Source organism: Photobacterium angustum (assembly GCF_003026365.1).
Taxonomy (GTDB): domain Bacteria; phylum Pseudomonadota; class Gammaproteobacteria; order Enterobacterales; family Vibrionaceae; genus Photobacterium; species Photobacterium angustum.
Genome location: NZ_PYOM01000003.1, coordinates 96,320 through 120,857, shown reverse-complemented (window position 1 = coordinate 120,857; position 24,538 = coordinate 96,320). Strand labels below are relative to the sequence as shown.

22 protein-coding genes are annotated in these 24,538 nt (G+C 38.1%); 18 read left to right on the top strand and 4 right to left on the bottom strand.

Annotation, left to right across the window (positions count from 1 at the left end; all coding sequences use genetic code 11):
* Positions 1-126: 126 nt before the first annotated feature.
* Positions 127-1,494 (top strand): MATE family efflux transporter, encoded by a 1,368-nt coding sequence (locus CTN01_RS04020; RefSeq protein WP_045149726.1) that lies wholly within the window; start codon positions 127-129, stop codon positions 1,492-1,494.
* A gap of 71 nt (positions 1,495-1,565) precedes the next feature.
* Here the strand turns inward: CTN01_RS04020 and CTN01_RS04015 are convergent, their stop codons facing one another.
* Positions 1,566-2,699, bottom strand: coding sequence for a ribosomal protein uL16 3-hydroxylase (locus CTN01_RS04015; protein WP_107342089.1), 1,134 nt, complete (start codon positions 2,697-2,699; stop codon positions 1,566-1,568).
* Between the two features lie 402 nt (positions 2,700-3,101).
* Here CTN01_RS04015 and CTN01_RS04010 point away from each other — a divergent pair, with 402 nt between their 5' ends.
* The 9 genes from CTN01_RS04010 to CTN01_RS03970 all read left to right on the top strand — a co-directional run bounded on the left by CTN01_RS04010 (position 3,102) and on the right by CTN01_RS03970 (position 13,072).
* Positions 3,102-3,773, top strand: coding sequence for an ABC transporter ATP-binding protein (locus CTN01_RS04010; protein ID WP_045149725.1), 672 nt, complete (start codon positions 3,102-3,104; stop codon positions 3,771-3,773).
* On the top strand, positions 3,754-6,213 hold the full coding sequence (locus tag CTN01_RS04005; protein WP_107342088.1) for an ABC transporter permease: 2,460 nt from the start codon (positions 3,754-3,756) through the stop codon (positions 6,211-6,213). Before CTN01_RS04010 ends, CTN01_RS04005 begins: the two co-directional genes overlap by 20 nt.
* Entirely contained in the window at positions 6,213-7,304 is a 1,092-nt protein-coding gene (locus tag CTN01_RS04000) for a lipocalin-like domain-containing protein (RefSeq protein WP_045084485.1), read from the top strand. Before CTN01_RS04005 ends, CTN01_RS04000 begins: the two co-directional genes overlap by 1 nt.
* Before the next feature lie 117 nt (positions 7,305-7,421).
* Positions 7,422-7,832 (top strand): GFA family protein, encoded by a 411-nt coding sequence (locus CTN01_RS03995; protein WP_045084486.1) that lies wholly within the window; start codon positions 7,422-7,424, stop codon positions 7,830-7,832.
* A 21-nt stretch (positions 7,833-7,853) separates the two neighbouring features.
* A complete protein-coding gene (locus tag CTN01_RS03990; RefSeq protein WP_045084487.1) occupies positions 7,854-8,204 on the top strand; it encodes a hypothetical protein in 351 nt (116 codons plus the stop codon).
* 100 nt (positions 8,205-8,304) lie between these two features.
* Positions 8,305-9,564, top strand: coding sequence for a hydroxymethylglutaryl-CoA reductase (locus CTN01_RS03985; RefSeq protein ID WP_045084488.1), 1,260 nt, complete (start codon positions 8,305-8,307; stop codon positions 9,562-9,564).
* A gap of 39 nt (positions 9,565-9,603) precedes the next feature.
* Positions 9,604-10,287 carry a potassium channel family protein gene (locus CTN01_RS03980; protein WP_045149724.1) on the top strand — a complete coding sequence of 228 codons (684 nt, stop codon included), beginning with the start codon at positions 9,604-9,606 and terminating at the stop codon, positions 10,285-10,287.
* Between the two features lie 63 nt (positions 10,288-10,350).
* Positions 10,351-11,547: a YcjF family protein gene (locus CTN01_RS03975; RefSeq protein WP_045149723.1), complete on the top strand. Its 1,197-nt coding sequence runs from the start codon at positions 10,351-10,353 to the stop codon at positions 11,545-11,547.
* The gene (locus CTN01_RS03970; protein WP_045128435.1) at positions 11,531-13,072 is read left to right on the top strand and encodes a GTPase family protein; all 1,542 of its coding nucleotides are present in this window, start codon (positions 11,531-11,533) and stop codon (positions 13,070-13,072) included. The genes CTN01_RS03975 and CTN01_RS03970 overlap by 17 nt, the downstream gene beginning before the upstream one ends.
* Positions 13,073-13,128: 56 nt before the next feature.
* On the opposite strand, the gene CTN01_RS03965 is transcribed toward CTN01_RS03970, so the two are convergent.
* The 3 genes from CTN01_RS03965 to CTN01_RS03955 all read right to left on the bottom strand — a co-directional run bounded on the left by CTN01_RS03965 (position 13,129) and on the right by CTN01_RS03955 (position 15,565).
* Positions 13,129-14,157, bottom strand: coding sequence for an acyltransferase (locus CTN01_RS03965; protein ID WP_045149722.1), 1,029 nt, complete (start codon positions 14,155-14,157; stop codon positions 13,129-13,131).
* Positions 14,158-14,359: 202 nt separating this feature from the next.
* Positions 14,360-15,040, bottom strand: coding sequence for a DUF3334 family protein (locus CTN01_RS03960; protein ID WP_045149721.1), 681 nt, complete (start codon positions 15,038-15,040; stop codon positions 14,360-14,362).
* Positions 15,041-15,205: 165 nt separating this feature from the next.
* Entirely contained in the window at positions 15,206-15,565 is a 360-nt protein-coding gene (locus tag CTN01_RS03955) for a glutathione S-transferase N-terminal domain-containing protein (protein WP_045149720.1), read from the bottom strand.
* 315 nt (positions 15,566-15,880) lie between these two features.
* Here CTN01_RS03955 and CTN01_RS03950 point away from each other — a divergent pair, with 315 nt between their 5' ends.
* The 8 genes from CTN01_RS03950 (at position 15,881) to CTN01_RS03915 (ending at position 24,526) form a co-directional block, all read left to right on the top strand.
* Positions 15,881-16,849, top strand: coding sequence for a response regulator (locus tag CTN01_RS03950; RefSeq protein ID WP_005368055.1), 969 nt, complete (start codon positions 15,881-15,883; stop codon positions 16,847-16,849).
* Positions 16,846-17,865: a GGDEF domain-containing protein gene (locus tag CTN01_RS03945; protein ID WP_045128433.1), complete on the top strand. Its 1,020-nt coding sequence runs from the start codon at positions 16,846-16,848 to the stop codon at positions 17,863-17,865. The genes CTN01_RS03950 and CTN01_RS03945 overlap by 4 nt, the downstream gene beginning before the upstream one ends.
* Positions 17,866-17,930: 65 nt before the next feature.
* Positions 17,931-18,275 carry a DUF3802 family protein gene (locus tag CTN01_RS03940; RefSeq protein ID WP_039872447.1) on the top strand — a complete coding sequence of 115 codons (345 nt, stop codon included), beginning with the start codon at positions 17,931-17,933 and terminating at the stop codon, positions 18,273-18,275.
* Between the two features lie 322 nt (positions 18,276-18,597).
* On the top strand, positions 18,598-20,679 hold the full coding sequence (locus CTN01_RS03935; protein ID WP_045150916.1) for a methyl-accepting chemotaxis protein: 2,082 nt from the start codon (positions 18,598-18,600) through the stop codon (positions 20,677-20,679).
* A 93-nt stretch (positions 20,680-20,772) separates the two neighbouring features.
* Positions 20,773-21,498 (top strand): tRNA-uridine aminocarboxypropyltransferase, encoded by a 726-nt coding sequence (locus CTN01_RS03930; RefSeq protein ID WP_045149718.1) that lies wholly within the window; start codon positions 20,773-20,775, stop codon positions 21,496-21,498.
* Between the two features lie 232 nt (positions 21,499-21,730).
* Entirely contained in the window at positions 21,731-22,639 is a 909-nt protein-coding gene (gene nagK, locus CTN01_RS03925) for an N-acetylglucosamine kinase (RefSeq protein WP_045128431.1), read from the top strand.
* A gap of 131 nt (positions 22,640-22,770) precedes the next feature.
* Positions 22,771-23,100 carry a hypothetical protein gene (locus tag CTN01_RS03920; RefSeq protein WP_045128430.1) on the top strand — a complete coding sequence of 110 codons (330 nt, stop codon included), beginning with the start codon at positions 22,771-22,773 and terminating at the stop codon, positions 23,098-23,100.
* 142 nt (positions 23,101-23,242) lie between these two features.
* Positions 23,243-24,526 carry a DEAD/DEAH box helicase gene (locus tag CTN01_RS03915; RefSeq protein ID WP_045149717.1) on the top strand — a complete coding sequence of 428 codons (1,284 nt, stop codon included), beginning with the start codon at positions 23,243-23,245 and terminating at the stop codon, positions 24,524-24,526.
* Positions 24,527-24,538 lie beyond the last annotated feature (12 nt).

The following is a 24,538-nucleotide window of genomic DNA, read 5'->3' as shown; positions in this document are numbered from 1 at the left end:
CTATCTGTGTGCTTTATTTTAGATAATTATTCTACTTTTATCACGATAGTTCATCAGTAATTTTCACCAAAGGTTATTCGATAGTGGGTTTTACACTATCGATTGTTGTTATTAGGGATAATTGCAATGCCAACACTTATTCTTCAACAATTTGATCGAGGCTTTCTTCGTTCGTTATTTTGGATTGCTTTACCTATTGCGTTGCAGTCAATGTTGTTTTCGAGTCGAAGTCTTGTCGATATTTTAATGCTAGGACAGTTAGGCAACGCCCAAGTAGCTGCTGCTGGTATTGCAGGCAAAGCCTTTTTTGTTGCCATTATTATGTTATTTGGCGTCTCGACAGGCGGTGCGATGTTAACTGCTCAATATTGGGGGGCGAATAATAAGCAAGGAGTACGAGAAGCAACAGCTTTGACAGTGATGATTAGCGGTTGTTTTGCTTCAGTCGCAGCGGCATTGTTTTTATTTGCGCCAGAATGGGTCATGGGCCTTGCGACACAATCACCAAAAGTTATTGCATTAGGTTCTGAGTATTTACGCATTACGGCATTTAATTTACTCGGTGCAGCATTCGGTATTGGTATCGCAGTGGGTTTACGTTCGATGCACCAGCCGGGCGTCAGTACCTTTTTTAGTGCGATTGGTATTGGTGCCAATATGTTCCTTAATTGGGTGTTAATTTTTGGTAAATTTGGTTTGCCAGCGATGGGGATCAAAGGTGCAGCATGGGCGACGTTGCTTAGTGGTGGTATTGAACTGGTATTACTTGCGTCTTATTTATATGGACGCAAACATTTATTAGCGACTAATTTTCAAACGGTTGTGACTGTTTGTAATAAGAAAGATATTCAGCGTTTTCTTAAACTATCATTACCGATTACATTTAATCACCTTGCATGGGCGGGGGGAATTTTTGTATATCATGCGATTATTGGTCAATTAGGTATTAATGGGCTCGCTGCAATGTCGGTGATCACACCGATTGAGTCGTTATCACTTGCAATGTTGATCGGTATTTCAAATGCATCAGCTGTATTTATTGGTAATTTACTTGGTGCGAATAAAAATGATGAAGCCTATTTAAAGGCATGGGCATTTTCGTTACTTAATTTAAGCTTTGCTTTATTAACGGTATGTGTGATGTTTTTAATTAAACAACCGTTATTAAACTTATTTTCAGGATTAACAGAAGATGTACGCGCTTTAACTGATCATTTCTTTGATATTTTTGCCATTATTCTGGTGTTGAAAAGTATTCCAATGGTGATGATTGTTGGTGTATTACGGGCTGGTGGTGATATTAAGTTTTGCTTCTATCAAGATATTATTGCGCAATGGATGGTCGGTATTCCTGTAACCGCATTCTGTGCATTTATTTTACATTGGCCGATAGAGTGGGTTTATGCTTTATTGGGTTTAGAAGAGCTGATCAAATGGTTTGCATCATCGTTTCGTGTACATTCACGACGTTGGATGAATAATTTAGTCGCTTAAAAATATGGCCTATAGGAGAGGTTTACTCCGACATATTTAGGCCATTTTTAGTGCGATAACATTGTTTTTATTTATTCTGCTAAGTACCAATAACCAAGATTAATTAGCTGAGTTAATAATGTTAATACTGCTGGGTGATGGATGGCATTACCTAGTGATTTAGCAGTTACGACTTGCTCATTACAAAACTGTTTTGCGGTGTCTGCGCATTCATCAGGTAATGTATATTGTTCACCATTGATGAAGATGATCTCAGGTTGAGCATCATGATAAAACGCACGTAAGCCGCTAATGCGATTAAAGCTATCGCCATTCATTAAGCATTGATATGTTTCTTCATTACTCCACTCGGGATCGGACGGAACAATATCTAACTCGTGACGATTTTGGCTTAAATGTTCGCCCATCCATTGTTTTAACAAATGCGGGTGGTCAAGCAAGCTGCGCATCATGGCTTCAAGATCATGGTAGTCTTGCTCTGAAATAGCACCATTACAACTACGGGTAGAGAGTGATGGATTGTGGTAGTGGACATCACCAATATCATTTGAAATCACGAAATCAGCAAAGGTGCTTAATAACTCTTGTTTTTTCGGTGAACGGAAACCGACAGAAAAACTCATGGATGTTTCCACAGAATAACCATCATGTGGGAAACCGGGTGGAATATATAAAATATCTCCGGTTTCTAACACTTCATCAATGATAGGTTCAAAACCTTTTATCTGGCGTAATGCCGAATGGCGAAATTCTTCCTCATAATCATCGCGTTTCTCACCTACACGCCAATGACGCTTACCTGAGCCTTGAACAATAAATACATCATATTGGTCAATATGAGGACCAACACCGCCACCAGGAGTTGAGTAACTGATCATTAAGTCGTCAAACAACCAGCCTGGAAGTTGACGAAAAGGAGTGACTAATTGTGCAGCACCTTCATGCCAATGATTAGCGGCTTGTACGATGAACGACCAATTATCTTCTGGCGTATTATCGAAGGTTAATGGCCCATGCTGGACTTCCCATTGGTCATCTTTCTTTGCAATGTAGCGAGAATCAACTTCTTCTTCCATCGCGAGCCCCGCTAATTCGTCAGGGCTGATAGGATCGACAAAGTGCTTAAAGCCACCTTTAATAATGGTTGGCTTTTTTTGCCAATATTGGGTGAGAAATTCTTCTAGGGAGAACGTTAATTGATACATTCGCAAGCTACTGATTATGAAATAGCCGATGAGTATAACGTAATTTAAAACAACGATGGGTATTTATGTTACTAAGTAGCATAGATATATAAATGCGATTTGGAATGAATGTCTTTATCTTCATGATAATAAATGACATAACAGTAAATTTATTGATGATAGTCATAGTTATAAATTCAAAGTGTCGGTTTAAATCTTTTTTATAAAAGCTAAGATTATTAATAATAAGTTACTTAAGTTAAGTGATATTATTTATCGCGACTTTGACAATTGAAATAACTTTAATGACAGTGCTATTTGCTGTAAATTTGCCGCGTAAATGCGTGACGTATTTATTCAGTTATTTTAATTAATTGCTCAAGTTATAAGCAATTAATGTGATCTCAAGTGTTGGTGATATAAATGTTACGACTCGCAGGACTCTGCAAAGGATACCGTGACGGCTCCGAATTTCATTTCGTGCTTCAAGGAACGAATCTAGATCTTGAGCCAGGTGATCAAGTTGCGTTAATGGGTGAAAGTGGTTCAGGTAAAAGTACGCTGTTAAACCTAATTGCTGGGCTAGATACTCCTGAAGAAGGGGAGATTTGGCTTGGTAATATACCCATACATTCTATTTCAGAACGAGAACGAACGACCTTTAGGCGTGATAATATTGGTTTGGTGTTTCAGCAATATAATTTATTGCCGACACTAACTGTTGCCGATAATATCAAATTTTGCCGTCAGCTTAAGGGATTAGCGTCAGATGATAAGTTATGGCGTCAGTTGATCTCTGCATTAGATCTTATGCAGTTGTTAGAGCGTTATCCTGAAGAAATATCAGGAGGGCAGCAACAACGTGTAGCGATTGCACGTGCTATTTATATGGAACCTAAGATCCTGTTAGCCGATGAGCCAACAGGTAGTCTTGACGAACGCAACGCTGAAGCCGTTATTCGGTTACTTTTATCACTTACTAAAAAACTTCATTGCACCTTACTTGTCGTAACACACAGTAAGAAAGTCGCATCACACATGCAAGGCCATGTTCGTCTGCAGGGAGGGCAACTTCATGTTACGCCCCGTAGTTAATGCGTTATGGGGGCACTATCGACGTCACCCGTTTCAAATTCTTCTCGTATGGTTAGGCCTAACGTTGGGTATTGCCTTACTTGTTGGCGTTATGGCTGTAAACCAGCAAGCAAAAGAAAGTTACCGCGAAGGTGAACAACTTTTTTCTAATCCTTTTCCTTATCGCATTCGCCACGTACAAATGGGGATGAAAGTCCCACAGGGTTTTTATATTCAAATGCGCCGAGCAGGATTGAAAACCTGCTCGCCAATGGAAGAACTTCGCATCGTGACAGATCAGCAACGTGACTTTCAATTGCTAGGAATTGATCCCGTTACAATGATGTCTGTGTCAGGCTCGGATGGGCTAGATGAAAGTCGAGTAAAACTACTTGAATTAATGCGCCCACCTTATCCGATCATGATTGGTCAGCAGCTCGCAAATTATATTGGTTTGTCTGATGGCAGTATGATCACATTAGATTCAGGCAAGAAAATTGGCCCAATCGAGATTATTCAAGACGAGACAATGAATCAACCTCGTATGATTGCTGATATTGCACTGCTTCGAGAATTGAATCCAAGCTCTGGTTTTACCGCTGTTGTTTGTGGAGAAATGAGCCGAAAACAATTAAGTAAGTTAATTCATATTCTTCCTCCAGGATTAACGTTAGAACGTAAACAAAGCGCGAAATTAGAGCCCTTAACTAATGCGTTTCATTTAAATTTGTTTGCGATGGGCATGTTATCGTTTGTGGTAGGGTTGTTTATTTTTTACCAAGCGATGTCATTATCCTTTGCTCAGCGTCAGCCATTGATTGGTGTGCTACGCCAATTAGGCGTTACTAGTGGGCAAATCGCGAAAGCGCTAATTTTTGAATTAATCGCTTGGATAGTTTTAGGGCTTATAGGTGGTAATTTATTGGGCTTGTTATTAGCTCAGCAATTACTGCCTAGTGTCGCAGCATCTCTCAATGATCTTTATAGCGCTAACGTTAACTTACAAATTCAGTGGCATTGGATGTGGGGGCTGGCAAGTGTGGCTATTGCATTCTTTGGTTGTGCGTTTGCCTGTACTTGGCCTTTGATCCGTTTAGTTAGATCCCAACCATCAAGACTCGCAGCACATTTGTCTTTAATTCGCTTTAGCGGTCGAGAATTTGCGTGGCAAGCATTGTTTTCAGGTATTTTCATGTTGATTGCTTTTGGCATCTATCAACTGCCTCACGGACAACTTGCTGGCTTTGCGCTGATTGCATTTATCTTGATTGCTTCAGGCTTATTCATGCCATATCTGATGTGGAAATTATTTTTATGGCTTGGCAAGCTTTGTCGCTCAGCACAATTACGTTGGTTTTTTAATGATGCCGCGGCAAGTTTGAGCTACCGAGGTGTTGCAGCGATGGCATTTATGCTGGCTTTAGCATCAAATATTGGTATGGAAACCATGGTGGGGAGCTTTAGAAACACTACTGAAAGTTGGTTAGAGCAACGGTTAGCTGCTGATATTTATATACGTCCATCCATGAACATGGCGCCACGTATTTCTAAGTGGTTACAAGATCAACCAGAAGTTGCGCAAGTTTGGTGGAGCTGGCAAAAAGAAACGCCGTCTGAAGCTGGTACTATTCAAGTCATGAGTATTGGTGATACTTCTGGCGAGAAAAAAGCGTTAGTCGTTAAAAAAACAGCTTATGACTATTGGAAAACGTTGCATACAAGCCGCTCGGTTATGGTGAGTGAGTCTATAGCACTGAAAAATCATTGGGATGTGGGAGATACCATTAATTTACCCGCACCGATGAATAAAGGCTGGAAAATTGTAGGGATTTACTATGACTATGGTAACCCTTATGGTCAGGTTTTGATTTCACAGTCTAAGTGGCAGCGTTTCTGGCCGCATTCTGGGCAAGTAGGATTAGCTATTCACCTAAATAAGAACGTAAATCCAGATAAATTACTTGCAGATCTTGGTGCTCGTTTCCGTTTACAGCCTGAACGTATTCGTAATAATGCAGCCTTGATGAAGGAAGCGATGGGGGTTTTTGATCGTACTTTTGTTGTGACCTCAACGCTTGGACATTTAACCTTGTTCATTGCGATATGTGGTTTATTTTTTGCCACAATAGCAGGGGAAGTATCACGTCAACGTCAGTTTGCGTTGTTACGTTGCATGGGAATGACAGGTCGAGAGCTGGCATTACTTGGTGGTGGACAGTTACTGTTTATTGGTGTGATTACCTCGTTAATAGCACTGCCGCTAGGTTTGTTTCTTGCCCAGCTGTTAATTGATGTGGTGCTTAAATATTCCTTTGGTTGGACAATGCCAGTGCAATATTTCCCTGTGGATTATTTGACGACATTGGGTACAGCGTTATTAGCCTTGTTGGTGGCTGGAGCGTGGCCTGTTTGGCGTTTGGTTCGTCGCTCTGCAATCTTGTCTTTAAGGGAGTCATTCTAATGAAGATGTCATTAATATGGCTCTGTCGCGTTGTAGTTACCCTAACGTTAGCGTTGTTTTTAAATGCTTGCGATAACCAAAAAACACCGAGTAAATCTGTGGAATCACTGACTCAATCAACCGACTATGTGTTTGAGCCTGTAGTGAAAGGTAACAAGCTGCAATTTCCTAAAGATTATGGTTCACATCCTGAGTATCGTGCTGAATGGTGGTATTTCACCACTAACCTTGAATCTGAAAGTGGCAAGCAAATAGCGTTGCAATGGACATTATTCCGAATGGCGACGGGGGATGAAGAAACCAAAGGTTGGAAAACGCCACAAATGTATATGGCGCATGCAGTGATCACAACCAAGAAGAAAACATGGCGAGCAGAACGCTTTGCTCGTGGTGGTATAGGTCAAGCTGGGGTGATATTAAGCCCATTTCGAGCGTGGTTAGATAATTGGACATGGCGTTCAAAAGATAGCTCACCTTTTCCCGGTAGACTTGAATTTGCTGATGATAATATGAAAGCGATTTTAGATATCACACAAGCGGGAACGATAGTCTTGCAGGGGGATAATGGCTATAGCCGTAAACACCCACTGCTAGATATTGCCTCTTATTATTACAGCGCACCATTTTTGAATGTAAAAGGGATGCTAGAGCTTGATGGCGAAACTTATCGCGTAAAAGGCCAAGGTTGGTTTGATCGTGAATGGAGTAGCAGTATGCTTAGCTTACAGCAGCAGGGATGGGATTGGTTCTCTATTCACCTTGATGACGGCAGTGCATTGATGGTTTCTCAATTACGTGAACACGGTGAAAAGCCTTACTTTTTTGGTTCTCGTTCATGGAAAAACGGTAAAGTAGTTAAGCTTGATAATCATCAGATCCGCATGAAGCCGATAAAATATTTTTCCGTTAAAGGAAAGCAGTTCCCGTTAATATGGGAGATTGAGATACCATCACAATCCATAAAGATTGAAACAACAGCTGTTCGTCGAGAACAGTGGTTACCCTTTATTTTCCCTTATTGGGAAGGACCTATTCGGGTCACTGGTAGTCATAAAGGAAAAGGCTTTATGGAGCTTACCGGATACGAATAATATTGAAAAAAGCCGACTAGTTCGGCTTTTTTCTTATCTGATATTTGTGAACAAGATCTAAGTTTAAATTCTAGGCACTGTTAATGTGATATTTTACTTGAAAGTAAGAGAGGATTTGTGGAAATAACAGCGCAATGCCAGTGTGGTCAAGTTTCTTATGTATTAAAAAATAAACCATTGAAAGTTTTTGCTTGTCATTGCAAAGAATGCCAAAAACTATCAACAAGCCCGTTTAGTATTACCGCTGTGATTGCTGCAGAAGATATTACATTTAGTGGTGAATTAAAAATGTGGAGTCGTAAAGCCGATAGTGGCAACACCAATACGGCGGTATTTTGCCCTGAATGTGGTAATCGTATTTATCATTTTAACCCTGATGATCGCTCTACAGTTAAGCTTAAACTTAAGCCTGTTGCTTGCGTTGACGATGTTATGTTCCAGCCACAAATGCATGTTTGGGTTAGTGAAAAAGTGAGCTGGTATCAATTACCTGAAAATGTACCGTGTTATCCAAAGCAAGCACACTAAGCCTATTTAAAAGAGGTGTGAATGAATTTTACTTTTATTGATGATGATGAAATCTTACTGTTAGCAACACCTATAATGGATAACTTAATGGATGCATCAACAAGACAAGATCATTCAGCACACGTTCGCGATTTTACTCCGCGATTAAAGGCTATTGTGACGAAAGATTACCTCAAGCAAGTGTGTGAAAAGTACCAATCTGAAAAAGGCTTTTTTACTGAACGCTTTCCTGTTGCAGTGTTTAAAAGACCAGACTCAGTTGTTATTGTGTGGAAGCAATTTTTCAGCAAAGCAGAAGGTGAGTTTATGGCTGAAATGGTATTAGTTTGCCAAGAGGATCGTATTCTTTGCGATCATGTTATGGTGCTTTAGTCTCTTCACTTAGTCTTTCTATCTCGGTCTGATCTGGCATGAGCAGTTTATGAGGTGTTTAGCGATATAATACGCTTCCATTTCGTAATGTGTTGTATTCATGCCAAAACTTAACTTACATCGTCCGGATTATGTGACCTCCATGCTAGGTCAGCTTTCTTCTTCGCAATTACATCAACGCCTAGATCCCATTGTAACACCACCAACAAAAAAGTTACCGCGTAACCCGTATATCAGTGATCGTACTATAGCTAAACGCTGGGAAGTGTTGAATAACATTAACTCTCAAACTGTTTTGTATGATACCGAAACCCAGCAGCAACAGCATTGCTACGAAAAGAACATTGAAAACTTTATTGGCTCAGTAAAGTTGCCGTTAGGTGTTGCTGGGCCTTTAAAAGTAAATGGTCTATTTGCTAGTGGTGAGTATTTTGTGCCATTAGCAACAACAGAAGCTGCATTAGTTGCATCCTATCATCGTGGAGCTTTACTGATCAGTGAAGCGGGGGGAGCAAGTGCGATATTGTTAAATGAAGGCGTAACGCGAGCACCGGGGTTTGCGTTTGAATCATTGGTTCAGGCGAGCAAATTTATTACTTGGGTCACAACACAATACGATACTTTTAAAACGATTGCCGAATCAACTACGCGCTACGGTAAGCTATCAGACATTAACTTGAGCATGGAAGGTAATCATGTTTACTTAGTTTTTGAATATCTAACCGGTGATGCATCTGGTCAAAATATGGTAACGATTTCAACCAATGCCGTTTTTGAATATATTCTTGCTAATACGCCTATTAAACCAGTCGAGGCATTCTTAGACTGTAATTTATCCGGTGATAAAAAAGCAACAGCACAAACGTTACGTTCGGTTCGTGGGAAGAAAGTGACTGCTGAAGTACATTTAAGCCGTGAGCTAGTAAAGAAATATCTTCATACAACGCCTGAGAAAATGGTCGACTTTGGTAAAATGACGACAGTAGGCGGGGCATTAAGCGGTACTATCGGTGTTAATGCACATTATGCGAATGCACTTGCTGCATTTTATATTGCGTGTGGGCAAGATGCGGCATGTGTAGCGGAATCTTCTGTTGGTATAACGCGAATGGAACTAAATCAACAAGATGGGCTCTGTGTATCTGTAACATTACCAAATTTGATGGTGGGAACAGTCGGTGGAGGAACACATCTCCCTAGCCAAAAAGCGTGTTTAGAGCTATTAGGTTTATATGGAAGTGGCCAATCGCAAGCATTAGCAGAAGTGTGCGCGGCACTATGTTTAGCAGGTGAGCTTTCAATTATTGGGGCTTTTTGCTCAGGCCATTTTGCCAAAGCGCATCATCGGTTAGCACGATAAGTCTAATCAAGTCGTTCATTGCATGGAGTATAGAACGCAGTGTTACAAAAAAAGATAGAACAGATTAACTCGCAGAATAATTTCTTTTTTCTGACGATAGCTTTAATAAGCTTATTAATTAGTGCATCACTAGAGAAAGTGATCCCCCATGGTTTTGTTCAATATGCGTTAGAAGCCTTTACTGTCATTACGTTTGTTGTCTGCTTATTAAGTTTACGTTTTGATAGATCATGGTTTCGCTTTTTAACATCTTTGGTCGGAATCTGGATTATGGCAATGATTGCTAGGATCCTGTTAGGTATTGAAGAAATTGAAATTATTATGCTATCGCTGATGTTTGTTTTCTTTTTTGGCACGTTTAAATCTATTATGCGTCAGATCTTGTTCACAGGTTCAATTAATACCAATAAGATCATTGGCTCTATGGCATTATTTTTATTGCTTGGCTTAATGTGGGCGATTGCGTATTTGATCCTTATCCGTGTTTTTCCCGATTTAATTCATGGTATCAATTCAGGACCATGGCATGAGAATTTCTCTGATGCAGCGTATTTTAGTTTTGTTACCTTAACGACATTAGGTTATGGCGATATTTTACCGGTTACTCCGATTGCGAAAGTTTTCGCATATTTAGAAGCTATTGTCGGCGTATTTTATATGGCAATCGTAGTGTCAAGTTTAGTCAGCTCTAGTGGCAGTAAGCATTTAGGTCGTGATGAGTAGTTAACTATCGTTTGATAAAAGCGATAGTCGTTGTTTTTGAACGTTATTGAGTATTTATAAACAATGAATCGTTTTTTCAAGAAAGTTTATGATTATATTAACCCAACGGTTAATCCAGAGCTTGAGCCTGCATTCGATGAATGGCAAAAGCATATTCCAACATTATGGCTTCTAGGTAAAACCGGTGCAGGTAAATCGACGGTTATTCAAGCTATCACAGGAAGTAGTGCGGTTGAGATCGGTAATGGTTTTCAACCGTGTACACGTACTGCAGAAGTTTACCAACATCCAACAGATAGCCCATTAGTCCGCTTTCTAGATACCCGTGGTTTAGCCGAAGCTAATTATGATCCTGCTGAGGACATAACGATGTGTAGCGGTAAAAGCCATGCACTGATCGTTATCATGAAAGCTGAAGAACCAGAACAATCATCCGTTCTTGACGCGTTAAAAACCATTAAGCGCTCAGGAAAAATTAAACATATATTAGTTGTTCATACGGCAATCAATAGCCTGACTGATAGCCAAGAACGCGAGCGAGCCATTTTTTATAACCATCAGCGAGTTATGGAAATATGGGGTATTAAAGAGTCTGTGTGGCAGGCGAAAAATACGGACGAGCAACTAAATACTTATCAGCCAATTGGTGTTGATTTGATCCCTGATGATCAACAGTATATCGGCTTAGATACCTTAAATGCTGTGCTTTCTGAAACGCTGCCTATGTTGAGTTTGCTTTCAAATAAACAGGCACACAGTAATAGAGAAGAGCAAAACTTCGAGCGATTACGTAAAGAAGTCTTATGGTATGCAGGCGCTGCAGGCGCGAGTGATGCGATCCCAGCTATTGGATTATTTACAGTTCCTGCGATTCAAGGAAAAATGTTACACAGCCTTGCCAATCAATATGGTGTAACGTGGAATAAGAAAGACTATGCAGAATTTATTAGTATGCTTGGATCTGGTTTCTTGTTGCAATATATCTCCAAGCTAAGCGTTAATCAGTTAGTGAAGTTTATTCCCGCTTACGGGCAAACTGTCGGTAGTGCTACCGCTGCCGCAATGAGCTTCTCATCTTCTTATGCGATTGGCCGTGCAGCCGCTATGTACCTTTACCATCGCAGTAAAGGTGAAACCGTATCGAAAGAGTTATTAAAGACAACGTATCAACAAGCGTTTAAGTCAGTTAAAAAAGTGGCGGAACAGCAAGTTAATCAAAACAACCTTGATAGTAAGGATAGCAATGAAACGCGTAAATAAGAGTTATCAACTCGTTAGTCAGCTATCAGATGGTTTTATTCCGCTGGTGGCTGTTGCTATTTTATTACCGATTATCGTGTTATCAGGTTTTGGTATTATTGCTTTAATCAATAATGGCCAATGGATACTGTTTTTCGCTTTAATTGCAATTTCATGTTTGCTTATTTTTGTCCCTTATTGGTTTATTCGCCGTAAAAAGGTGGTGAGTGAGGCGATCAGTGATGATTTAGCTCCGTTGCATGTGGAAGGTAATCCACAATGGGGAGCACATGAAAATCAGGTGTGGCAAGAAGTGACATTAATCATTCAAAAACAACTGAGTGATGCACCTGAGTGGGAGTCATTACAAGCGCATGCATACGTTTTAGTTGCAGAAGTGGCAGATCGTTTTAATAAAGGTAAATCAGCTCAACGCCTATCTTTTACTGCCCCTGAGTTTTTACTCATGGTGGAAGAAGTGAGTCGTCGTTATCGTTATTTTTTACAAGAGCATGTGCCATTTGCTGAGAAAATAACCTTAAAAAGCCTTCAGCAAGGTTATCAATTAAAGGATAAAGTGGGCTATGCGAAATCTGCCTATGATGTCTATCGATTATTTCGTATCGCAACCCCTACAGGATGGTTAGCAGAGGCGCGTGGATTAGTGTTAGGTAAACTGTTTGATGATGTCAGCCTAGAAGTACAAACCAAACTAAAAGCGACTTTGCTACAAGAAGTCGCTTCTGTCGCCATCGATCTTTATAGCGGTCACTTTAAACTTGATGATGCTTCTGTTCCGCACAGTAAAATGCATGACAAAGATCAACAGGCAGGAGCGGTTCCTATTGAACCACTACGTGTTGCAGTAATAGGGCAAATTAGTGCGGGTAAATCATCTGTAGTTAATGGCTTACTAGGGGAAATGTCGGCAGAAATTAGTGCGTTACCTTCAACAGATAAAGCAACAACGTATCGCTGCGAAGTCGAAGGAACCGATGTGATTAATTTAATTGATCTACCTGGTATTGACGGTACTGAGAGTATTAATCAAATGCTGCTAAAACAAGTCACGCAGAGTGATGTAGTGTTGTGGGTACTTAAAGCGAATCAATCATCGCGCCAAGCTGACATCATGTTAAAACAGATGATTGAAGAATTTTATACACAACCGAAAAATCAGCATCGAAAAGCACCAAAGATTATTGTTCTAGTTAATCAGGTGGATAAGTTGAAGCCTGTTGATGAATGGTTACCCCCTTATGATTTGAATGATATCCAAACCAATAAAGGGAAAATCATTTTAGATGCCGTTAATTACAACCAAAACTTGATGAAAAGCGACATTATCATTCCATTATCTGTTAGTAGTGAAAAACTGACCTATAACTTAGATGTGCTTCAAGAGACGATTCAAGATGTGTATCAAGAGGGTATCAATACCCAGTTGAATCGTCGTCGTATTGACGGCGATCGTATTGATTATAACGAGCAAGCTCTACGATTGTATCGATTAGGTAAACTGGTTTTTGATGCTGCAGTAAAATAAAAGATATATAAAAGAACAAAGCCCTCAAGTGTAAAGGAGAGGGCTTTTTTATGCTGCTAGCGAACTAATAGATACCCAAAAGGAAGTTTTCGTAATAGTTTCACTAAGAGGAGTGAAATGATAAAAGCAAAAGGTAATGCTAAAAAGCTGGATAATATCGGATTGATATTAAGCATGAAAACCAAATTAAAAAAGTAAATAACAATAAGTAAGTGACAGAGGTATATACCTAAAATATCTTTACTAAATGCTGTTGGTTTTAACTGTTCTCCAAAGTTAGACTTTTCTTGAAGAAACAAGAAAATCCCTACAGCCCATATCGGTGAACTAAATAAGAAATCATGATAAAAGGCACCATTAGCAAAGAAATAGAGGTAATTTGCCTCAATTAAAAATACAGAAAAACCAATACTAGCAATAATAAGGCTTAACTTGGTATTCAATGCTATCTGGCGACGATGTATTTCATAACCTAATACAACAAATAACGTACTAAAAAAGGGACCGTTACGGGTTAAAATTGGTGCTTCTATATTTGTAATTGGAACATAACTGCCTGCAGCACAACCATAAATGAATAATATAAAACCAACAGGTAATAGTAGGTTATCAAGGCGATATTTATGTAACAACGTTATGATGCCTATCGCGCAAATTAGAGCAGGAATGTACCACAAGTGTACAAGAGAACCTTCAAACAAAGTATTTAGTGGGTTTGCTAGTAAATTATTCCAGTGATTACTGCGTTCGGCAAGGTAACCATCAGTGAGTAGTATCGAAAAGTTAAAAGGGATTATTAGAAAAACAACACTCCAACTTAACCACATAATGATCAGAGGTTTTGCGTACTTTGCAAAAACATCTTCTTTTGACTTGCTGGCGACTAATTTGGGGTAATAAAAATAGCCTGCAATAATGAAAAATAGCGGCACAGCAAAACGACTCATTTGATTTAAGAACATACCAACAATGGGCTCTCCGAAAATCAACGGTGTTTTCATAAAGACTTGACTGTGTAAGCCTATAATTGCGAGTAAAGCAATGAGTCGCCCAGATTCAAAACTAGTAATACGCTTGTATGTCATTACAGCATTCTCATCAAATAATTTCGCAAAGAAGGTAAACTTAAAAGTCTATTTTGTAAATTAAACTGAAGGGAAAAAGAGTGGTTAGCTGGAGGAATAGATATAAAATGTGATTAATCTCTCATACCGATATTTGTTTCGAGAAAAGACAATACATGAGAGCAATATATTGCCTTTTGAATGTTTATTAAAGTCTATTAGATTAAATACCTAGCTGATCAAAAAGATCTTGGTCGTTAATATCATTTAATTTTTGATTTTTAGCATTTTCTTTTTGTTGTTCAAGCTTGGCTGACTCAAATATGCTGTCGGTGTCTTGAGTATCTTGTTCAAACTCTTCCAATTGGATAAATTCAGTTTTATCCATAGCAAATTCAAGATAGAAAATGTTGTTCTTGGCTGTAGTAAAGCTAACACGTCGAGCTTGAGGACGATCTAAGTTGGTATCAACAGATAATAAGATTTGTTTGTTGAGGGCTAACATTTTTGGTTGGTTTTGAGTAATTGAGACTTTTAATTCACGTCCGATCTTACCCGTAAAATCTCCAACGACTTGATTCATTAATTCACCAAGAATATTCGCAACTTCATCAGAGGTATGATGTACGGCGAGCTCATCTTCAGAAATCCCCATACGTTGCATATATTCTTTATAAAGCTCCATTGCTGCATGGCTGGTAAAGTTTGTAACGACTAAACCTGTAAAACCGCCATCAAATAGAACAAAGCAGCCAATATCAGGCTTTAAACTTGTTTTATTAATTTTTTGTACCATAGCAGAATAGGAAACGTCAGTTTCTGTTGCTTTAGATAAGATATCGGAAAGTGATTGGCATAGTTTTAATAGAATATCATCAGTAGTGACGGTTTTTAATTTTCTCATTGTACGTCCTGTTGTATCAAGATGTTGAAGGCAGCCACTAAATAGTTGCTTTAGAAGTGGAAAAGATGCCGATAGAGCAATAACGAATTGTTTATCGGCATCAAAAGAGGGAACTTTAGTCGTTGTTATTGAAAGGTTATTTTGGGGGAGTGTTAACTCAGTAACCTAGCTATTAAAACGTTTTTGAAGATAGTCAATAATATCGCTAGACTCATACATCCACTCAACTCCGTCTTCGTTTTCAATGCGTAAACAAGGAACTTTACGCTTACCTCCTTGTTCGATTAACTCTTGTTCCCAAGGTGATACCTTTGCATCACGTGTTTCTAACGGTAAGCTTAGGCGCTTAGCTTCTCGACGTACCTTTACACAAAAAGGGCAAGCATCAAATTGATATAGCTTGAGTTGAGCTACCGCCTTGTTGACCTCATGTTGCTGCTCGGCAGAACGTTTTATCCCGCGAGGAGAAAAAATAAAATTTAGGACAAGAATAATACGCCCAAGAATCCAGCGAATAACCTTCATACTGACAAACCTTACATAATTAATATAGTGTTAATTTATTATCATTCATCCAAATGGACAGTACTAGAATACCGTGAAATTATAGTTATTTATAGTCATCTTATATAACAACAACATCATTCAAAGAGTATAAAGCCAAGGTTATCCGAATATCATCGATAAACTCATCACTCTGTTGTAATGTAATTTTTGGAACCAAAGTCAAAAATTCGACCGATGTCACTTATCAACTAAATTTCATAATCAAATGATAGATATTTGTAGCAATATCTCTATGATATTTTTATTAATGTTAAAAATATCTAATCTATTATTATGGCTAAAAATATACTAATTTGTGATGATTCACCGCTAGTCCATAAATCAATGACGCGTTTATTGAAGGATAGCTATGACATAAATTTATATTATGCTGAAAATGGTAGTGATGGTCTGGATAAAATAGCTAAAAATAACATTGATGTCGTTTTCTTAGATCTTACTATGCCTATTATGGACGGTTTTGAAGTATTAAAACGGCTTCCTACTCTCGCCTATAAGCCTACAATCGTTATTATTTCTGCAGATGTTCAAAAAGAAGCAGCAAGGCGTTGTTTGATGCTTGGTGCTGATTATTTTTTGTCAAAGCCATTTGAAAAGAAAAAGCTCAAACAATTGTTATCGGATTTACACATTACGGAGTTAACAAATACAACCGCGAATGAAAATGTATTATCGGTAGATTATATTGAAGGCTTTAGGGAGATCGCAAATATCTCACTCGGTCGTGGCGCTGCAATTATTTCAGACCATCTTGGTGAGTTTATTAAAATGCCATTGCCGTATGTCGCAACAATGCAAAGTAGCGATCTTGCTATGACAATTGCTGATATTCGTAGTGATCATCAATCAATTGCAATTGCTCAACGGTTTGTTGGTGGTGGTATTCATGGTGAAGCTTTAGTTGATTTACGCGGGAAAGATATTCTTTTATTCGGCGAAAAATTGGGTTTTAGTCAGACAAATGAAGATAAAAATGAAGTTGTTATTGATATTAGTAATATCATGGTTTCTTCTTTTCTCGTTGCTTTATCAGAACAAATAAGTATTCCATTTTCAGTTCGGCAACCAATCATTTTGGAAGAATATATGAATTTGAGCAATAAAGAGTATGAAGAGAGTGATTTTTTTACCGTGGAATACGTATATAAAGCTGAAACACTGGATCTTGAATGTGAAGTACTATTTATGATGGATAGCCACTCCACTAAAGTTATTCACCAGATTATGGAAACATTAAATTGAGTGATATTTCATTAGCTGATTTTCATTTAACCATGCAGGTTCTTGATCACTTGGATGCAGGGATTGTGATATTGGATAAAAATTACAATGTATATGCATGGAATACATTTATGCAGGCATATAGCGGTATATCAACCGATCAAATAATGGGTAAGCCTTTATTTGATGTTGTAGAGAATTTACCTGAGAGTTGGCTAAAAAATAAGATATCTTCAACATTTAAATTACGGATGAGATCTTTTTCTGCTTGGGAAAATCGTCCTTGGGTATTTAAGTTTAGTAATTTCAGTCCAATTTCTGGAGGCGCTGATTTCATGTATCAAAACATGACATTAACACCTTTGAAGTCTTTGACTGGTGAATATACTCATATCTGCTTAACGATTACAGATGTAACGGATATAGCAAAAAATAAAAATCACCTAAGGGAGTCAAACGAACAGTTAACGCATCTTAGCATCACAGATCGATTAACTCAGCTTTATAATCGCGGGCACTGGGAAAATTGTTTAGTTGAAGAGTTTGAACATTATCAGCAAATGCATCAACCGATGACATTAGTTATGTTTGATATCGATCATTTTAAAAATGTTAATGATACTTATGGCCATGTCGCTGGTGATGCGGTCATTAAAACTATTGCTGATATTGTTCGAAAAGCCAAACGACAAAGTGATATAGCAGGGCGCTATGGGGGAGAAGAGTTTGGTGTAATTCTTCCTGGAACTACAGCAGATATGACAAGCTATTTTACTGAAAGATTGCGTAAAAAAGTTGAAAAGGCGAATGTTGTTGTTGATGGTAAGACAATTAATGTCACTATAAGTTTAGGTGTGTGTCAGTTACATCCAGGTATTACCAACTATGAATCATGGTTAGAACAAACAGATTCTGCTCTGTATGAATCGAAGAATAAAGGGCGAAATCAAACGACAATAATGCAAGCGAATGGTAAATTTACCTCACTAGCGACAAATGTAAAAAATATCAATGAATTCAATAGAAATATTGGTTAATGCAAAAATAAATAGTACAGTATATAAAAATTTGCTGATTATATATGGATAGTATTGTGGAAAACTTGGTCGTAAATACAGAAGGATATGAAGCTTTAGTTGAGTATTTAGCATCAAGTTTAACCTTGTTTGAAGGTTTATCTGTATCTGCAAACAGCATTACTATAGAAGACGTTGTCACTGATTTGATCGCAACGCAATTGATGACAGTTTTTTCGCAAAACCCTGATATTGAACAAGACGTCCGCTTTCAGTTAATGCAAGAAGCTGATGCTGTCCTAGCAGATCTTAATCAAGTTCTTGAAGGAATTTGGTTATGTGAAGCTTCTGATGTGCAAATTAGTTTCTTAGAAGACTTTATTAGTTTAGTAAAAAACTTATTTGACTCAGCAATTTCAAAAATATATTAAAAAAGTTTAATGTAGTTAATCTATTTAATAAATGCAGAAAAGGAATGAGATATTTAATATCTCATTTATTTTAAACTTTATTCTTTATTTAATTAGATAAAAGCCTCAAAAAATCCCTATATGGAATGTGCTTTAAGTGTGACTTAATTCATGTTGAATATCCTTAAAAATAATAATGTAAATAAAATAAGTAATTGAAATATTTCTTTAACAATTAATTATTACCTTAATGCTCCATAGAGAGTATTCATAATATTAATAATTGGTAGTTAGCATTTTGCTTTTTACTTTTCTCTCTTAACAATGTTCTGAGGATAGGTTAATGAAGCAAGTACATCGCGCAAAAAAATTATCTGTTGTTTTAAGAATTCAGTTTGTTTTAGCAATACTGGTAACAATCAGTGTAGCGCTTTCTTTTTCAGGTAATAATGGGTTAAATAATATGACCCGAGAGTTTGATGTATTAAGCAACCAAGCGGTTCCTGTGTCATTAAAAAACGCCACCATAGTGACAAGTGCATTAGAAGTTGAGCAGAGCTTAAGTGATATGTTGATGAGTCATAATGAACAGTCACTGAATCAAACATTTGCCATATATAAGAATATGCATAGTCAAGGTGAAGATGCAGGTAAAGAGTTAGAGCTACTAGCAACAAATTATAAGATAAATTGGTTAAAGCAATATGCAGAAAAATACTTGTCTGAAGTTGAATCTATTAATCAATTAGCGTTTGATATTTATTCCATTCAAAAAGAAATTATTTTAAATAAAGAAAAGCTATCAACTGAGCGTTCAACGATGAACTATGCGATTTCATCCGTACGTTCAGAAATGAGTCGCGTCGGTATTACGTTGTATTCTGATAACGAGTACGCAATGAGTAATGTCACTAACTTTTTAAATCATGCTGTTGAGTTAAGCGGTAACTTGATGTTGTTAGTGACAGAGCCTGATTTAGTTAAAGCAAGATTGATAGCAAAAGATCTTAAACGTACGAATTTATCAGGGATGAAATATGCTTGGGGTGAACTGGTGCGTGAAAATGCTGCGATAAATGATTTTTCTAGCCTCACTGTGCCTTTTGAAATGGTTAAAAAGTTATTTGCCGAGCAGGGATATATTGAACGTTACTTAAATGTATTGAAACTCGATGAAGAACAAAGCATTAAATATACCGAAGTTAAACACCAAACAAGTTTGATTATGGATTTACTCCAAGTTATCACCCAACAATCACATGGCTTAATTAAAAATGGTGAAAATGGGTTTACACATGCAAGTAATGATGCGCGACAAATGTTCCTAATTTTTAGCATCATTGGTTTAATTATTTCAGTGCTTGCAGGTTCATGGATAAGCCGCGTAGTCAGAAAGTCGATTGAACATATTAGTGACGTTGTAAATAAAATTAGTGAAGGAAACTTAACAGTTAAAGCAAATACTAATGCTGCAAGCGAATTTGCTCAGTTAGCAGAAGTGCTCAATGATCTCTGCGATCATGATAGAGAATCACTGCAACAACTAATTACTAACAGTAATGAGTTAACCAGTGCAGCTGAATTAAGTATGCGTGCTTCCACAACTTCACGTGTTGCGCTACAAAATCAAAGTGAAGAATTGGCTGTTGTAACAACATCGATGACACAACTTGAGGGATCTATTCGAGAGATCTCGCAAAGTAGCTCTGAGTCAGAAAAACAAGCGCAAAAAGCTCAACAGTTGGCATTAAATGGTGTTGGGATCATAGAGTGCAGTACTCAAGGCTTATTAGCGCTAGAAGAGCAATTCGCAATCAATGAAAAGCGAATGCAAGAGTTAGATAACTACGTAAAAGAAATTACAGAAGTGGTAGAGCTTATTAGTTCTATTGCGAATAACACTAATTTACTCGCTTTGAATGCAGCCATTGAAGCAGCAAGAGCGGGAGAACAAGGTCGTGGCTTTGCCGTTGTTGCAGATGAAGTTCGTCAATTGGCAAGTGAAACGAATCAACAAACAGAGTCTATTCGCAATACGATAGCCTCGCTTCATAAAGCTGCAGATGATGTCAATGAAGCGATGTTAGTGAGTCGTAAAGAAATGATGTCGTCAATTGAGCGTAGCAGTGATGTGCAACAAGCTATAAATTTGATCAAAAATACCATTTCAGATATCAATCAAAAAATGGTGACGATAGCCGTCGCGACACAACAACAAGAACGAGCGTCACAACATGTTGCCCAAAATTTGGAGCAGGTTGCAAGTCGCGCCCAACAAAATAATCACCAGCTTGATACGCTTGTTGACGAAGCTGAACGTGTCGCTGTCATTGCACAACAGCAACAAGGTATGCTGAGCCGTTATCATTTAGAGGATGAAAATGATGCCGTCTTATCATTCGAAACACCAGTATCGACTAATTAATAATCAGAGACGAACTGGATAGAGTTAATTTTTGTATGTTGCGTATGGTATTCGGTAGAATGCGGCAGTTCATTTTGTCTCAGGTTATCCTTCATGCGCATACATACTGTACATACATTATATGACGAACGTTTAGCGCGTTCGACTCGTCCATTTTTAGCTCGCGGTTGTAAAGTTGAGCGTTGCCGTCAATGTATGCTGCGTACTCATCTCTGTATTTGTGAGTATCGACCATTAGCAACATCGAATGCTGCGTTTCTACTTGTAATGTTTGATGACGAGATATTAAAACCAAGCAATACAGGCCGTTTGATTGCCGATGTATTTGAAGATACCTTCGCTTATATTTGGTCTCGTACTGAACCGAATACAGAGATGTTAGCACTGCTTAATGATCCACAATGGCAACCTTATGTGGTTTTTCCTGCTGAATATGCAGAGCCTGAGCGTGTTGCCGAAAACGTTGATCTGCCAGACGGTAAACGTCCTTTATTTATCATGCTGGATGGTAGTTGGGCTGAAGCAAAAAAAATGTTTCGTAAAAGTCCATACTTAAATAACTTCCCAGTTTTATCGATAAATCCGGATAAACCATCTCGTTATAAAATGCGAGAGGCATCTAAAGATAACCAGTTAGGTACAGCAGAAGTTGCTGCTAAAATTGTTGATTTATTTGGTGAGCATGAAAATGCTGAAATGTTAGACCTATGGTTTGATGTATTTCGTGAAAATTACATCACAGGTAAAATGAATCGACTATTACCTGATGACTCTGCCTTAAAAACACTTCAAAGTTTTATGCTTGAGTACGGAAATTAAATATAAACGTTACATTGTCACTTGTGGTTAATGAGAGGCGTTGTCATTTAACCAATGATGATTATGTAATTTAGCTAAATTTTTTCTTTAAACGAGATCTTTACACTTCATCATGAGGCTAAATTTGCTATTAGTCACAGATAGAGTGGTGCTTAGTGTGGATAATTTTCAAAGTAGTGAAAGTTTTGTACACTGGTCGGGTGTTGTTAAGCATTATTTGTGAGGTTATAGGATGTACTACGGCTTTGATATCGGCGGTACCAAAATTGAATTTGGGGCATTTAATGAAAAGCTTGAGCGTGTAGCAACAGAGCGTGTGGCAACACCAGGTGATGATTACAATAAGCTAATCGATATAGTTGTTACTTTGGTTCAACAAGCCGATGAAAAATTTGGTTGTGAAGGCTTGGTAGGTATTGGTATTCCTGGTATTGAAGATGCACGAAATGGCGTCGTGTTAACGTCTAATATTCCTGCTGCAAAAGGACGTACGTTACGTGCAGACTTAGAAGCGAAACTAGGTCGTAAAGTAGCACTTGATAACGATGCGAACTGTTTTGCATTATCTGAAGCGTGGGATGATGAACATAAAGATTCGCCATCAGTTCTAGGTTTGATCCTTGGTACTGGCGTTGGCGGAGGTATGGTATTTGATGGCAAGGTGTTTTCTGGCCTAAACCATGTAGGTGGTGAACTAGGCCATGCTCGATTACCGTTAGATGCATGGTTGTTTTTAGGTGAAAATGCACCGTTATTAGGTTGTGGATGTGGTCAAAAAGGCTGTATTGATAATTATCTTTCGGGTCGTGGTTTTGAATTGTTATACCAGCACTATTACGGTGAAAAGTTAAAAGCAATTGAAATTATTGGTCATTATCGTGAAGGTGAAGAAAAAGCAGTTGAGCATGTAGAACGTTTCTTAGAGTTGCTTGCTATCTGTTTAGCTAATATCTTTACCGGCTTAGATCCGCACGTGGTTGTACTTGGTGGTGGTTTATCTAATTTTGACGTGATTTACGATGAGTTACCAAAGCGTTTACCTAAATATTTACTGTCTGTGGCTGTTGCGCCAAAAGTAGTGAAGGCAAAATATGGTGATGCGGGTGGCGTTCGTGGTGCGGCATTCTTAAATATTAAATAATGTTGTTTAGATTCAATCAAAAGGGCTCTTATAGAGCTCTTTTTTGTTAAACCAGCCTCATAATTTTACCTCTGTTTAAATTTCTTATTTTTAAATTGCTAGTATTGATATACAGCTATAAGGAAAAGAATATGGACATTGCAGAGCTTGAACAGGTATTAAATAAAATCTCGCAGCCTTATGAGATAAAATCTTATGGTTTAGACATTAAGTTTGGCTTTCTCTTAGGCCGTTTTTCAGTGTATTACGATAAGAAACGCGACGATTTACGATTTGGCTCGCCACTGAGGTGGATATTATATTTAATTTCATTCAGTGCATTAGGTTATCTCATGATGAGCTTCGACTATTCTCCACTACAAGCATCTTTCCTGTTTATCATTGTGATTATAAATTTTGTTTTTACTATTATCAGAGAACTTCGAATTTATAGACTAAAAAAACGGCTTTATATCCAATAACATCCTTTCTTTAAATCTGCATTGTTGATGACTTTTATAGATTGTTTCAATTGATAAAAGATCGCTTATTTCCTTTTATGGTAGACTCACGGCTCTTACTTGTATCGAAAGTTATAAGTGTTTTTACTGTTAGGAAATCATTATGTCGTTTCAATCCCTAAACCTTCATCCCAATTTGTTAAAAGCATTGACTGAATTAGGTTATTCAACACCTACAGATGTGCAGCAACAGGCAATTCCATTGGCATTGAAAGGTGACGATGTAATGGCAGGTGCACAAACTGGTACAGGTAAAACAGCAGCATTTGCACTTCCACTATTACAACGCTTAATGACTTTACCATCGCAAGCTGAGCAGGTGTCGACAGAGATCGAAAATAATCAGAAATCACGCAATAAAATTCGTGCTTTAATTTTGACTCCAACACGAGAATTAGCTCAGCAAGTATTTGATAGTATTACAACGTATGCCAAATATACCGAGATAAAAGTGGCGGTTGCTTATGGCGGAACGAGTATGAATGTACAAGTTAAAGCCTTAAATGCAGGCGCTGAAATTTTAGTCGCGACACCTGGACGTTTACTTGATCACGTCTTTAATGGTTCAGTCTCTTTATCTGAAGTTGAAACGTTTGTATTAGATGAAGCAGATCGTATGTTAGACATGGGCTTCATTGTTGATATTCAACGTATTATGAAGCGAATGCCGGCAGAGCGTCAGACATTATTTTTCTCTGCTACTTTTTCAAAGCAAGTTAAAAAACTAGCATTTGATATTCTCACCAATCCTAAAATGGTAGAAGTGACGCCAGCAAATACTGCAGCTGAAACCGTTGAACAAATGGTTTACCCTGTCGATAAACATCGTAAAGCTGAATTACTTGCGTATTTAATTGGTTCTCGCAATTGGCGACAGGTACTTGTTTTCACTAAAACTAAACAGGGCTCTGATCAATTAGCAAAGGATCTGGGTCTTGATGGAATTAAAGCATCATCGATTAATGGTGATAAAAGCCAAGGTGCCCGCCAACGTGCATTAGATGATTTCAAATCAGGTAAGACTCGCGTACTAGTTGCGACTGATGTTGCAGCAAGAGGTTTGGACATTGAGCAACTTGAATATGTGGTTAACTTTGATATGCCTTTCAAAGCTGAAGATTATGTTCACCGTATTGGTCGTACAGGTCGAGCAGGGATGACAGGGCATGCGATTACTTTGATGAGTCTTGATGAAGAATGGGCATTAAAAGCGATTGAAGAGTTATTAGATAGCCGTCTACCACAACAATGGTTAGAAGGTTATGAGCCTGATCCTGCATTAATAGAAACACAATCTGTTCACCGTGGTGCGGCAGCTGAAAAGCGACGAGCGAAATCGAAAAGTAAAATCCATCAGAATAGAGGTAAGCATAGAAATCGACGATAACATACGGTTAAG

Bases quoted from the DNA above. Each gene is read 5' to 3' on its own strand.
- CTN01_RS04020 (WP_045149726.1), top strand. From the start codon at position 127: ATGCCAACACTTATTCTTCAACAATTTGATCGAGGCTTTCTTCGTTCG.
- CTN01_RS04015 (WP_107342089.1), bottom strand. From the start codon at position 2,699: ATGTATCAATTAACGTTCTCCCTAGAAGAATTTCTCACCCAATATTGG.
- CTN01_RS04010 (WP_045149725.1), top strand. From the start codon at position 3,102: ATGTTACGACTCGCAGGACTCTGCAAAGGATACCGTGACGGCTCCGAA.
- CTN01_RS04005 (WP_107342088.1), top strand. From the start codon at position 3,754: ATGTTACGCCCCGTAGTTAATGCGTTATGGGGGCACTATCGACGTCAC.
- CTN01_RS04000 (WP_045084485.1), top strand. From the start codon at position 6,213: ATGAAGATGTCATTAATATGGCTCTGTCGCGTTGTAGTTACCCTAACG.
- CTN01_RS03990 (WP_045084487.1), top strand. From the start codon at position 7,854: ATGAATTTTACTTTTATTGATGATGATGAAATCTTACTGTTAGCAACA.
- CTN01_RS03985 (WP_045084488.1), top strand. From the start codon at position 8,305: ATGCCAAAACTTAACTTACATCGTCCGGATTATGTGACCTCCATGCTA.
- CTN01_RS03975 (WP_045149723.1), top strand. From the start codon at position 10,351: ATGAATCGTTTTTTCAAGAAAGTTTATGATTATATTAACCCAACGGTT.
- CTN01_RS03970 (WP_045128435.1), top strand. From the start codon at position 11,531: ATGAAACGCGTAAATAAGAGTTATCAACTCGTTAGTCAGCTATCAGAT.
- CTN01_RS03965 (WP_045149722.1), bottom strand. From the start codon at position 14,157: ATGACATACAAGCGTATTACTAGTTTTGAATCTGGGCGACTCATTGCT.
- CTN01_RS03960 (WP_045149721.1), bottom strand. From the start codon at position 15,040: ATGAGAAAATTAAAAACCGTCACTACTGATGATATTCTATTAAAACTA.
- CTN01_RS03955 (WP_045149720.1), bottom strand. From the start codon at position 15,565: ATGAAGGTTATTCGCTGGATTCTTGGGCGTATTATTCTTGTCCTAAAT.
- CTN01_RS03950 (WP_005368055.1), top strand. From the start codon at position 15,881: ATGGCTAAAAATATACTAATTTGTGATGATTCACCGCTAGTCCATAAA.
- CTN01_RS03935 (WP_045150916.1), top strand. From the start codon at position 18,598: ATGAAGCAAGTACATCGCGCAAAAAAATTATCTGTTGTTTTAAGAATT.
- CTN01_RS03930 (WP_045149718.1), top strand. From the start codon at position 20,773: ATGCGCATACATACTGTACATACATTATATGACGAACGTTTAGCGCGT.
- nagK (WP_045128431.1), top strand. From the start codon at position 21,731: ATGTACTACGGCTTTGATATCGGCGGTACCAAAATTGAATTTGGGGCA.
- CTN01_RS03920 (WP_045128430.1), top strand. From the start codon at position 22,771: ATGGACATTGCAGAGCTTGAACAGGTATTAAATAAAATCTCGCAGCCT.
- CTN01_RS03915 (WP_045149717.1), top strand. From the start codon at position 23,243: ATGTCGTTTCAATCCCTAAACCTTCATCCCAATTTGTTAAAAGCATTG.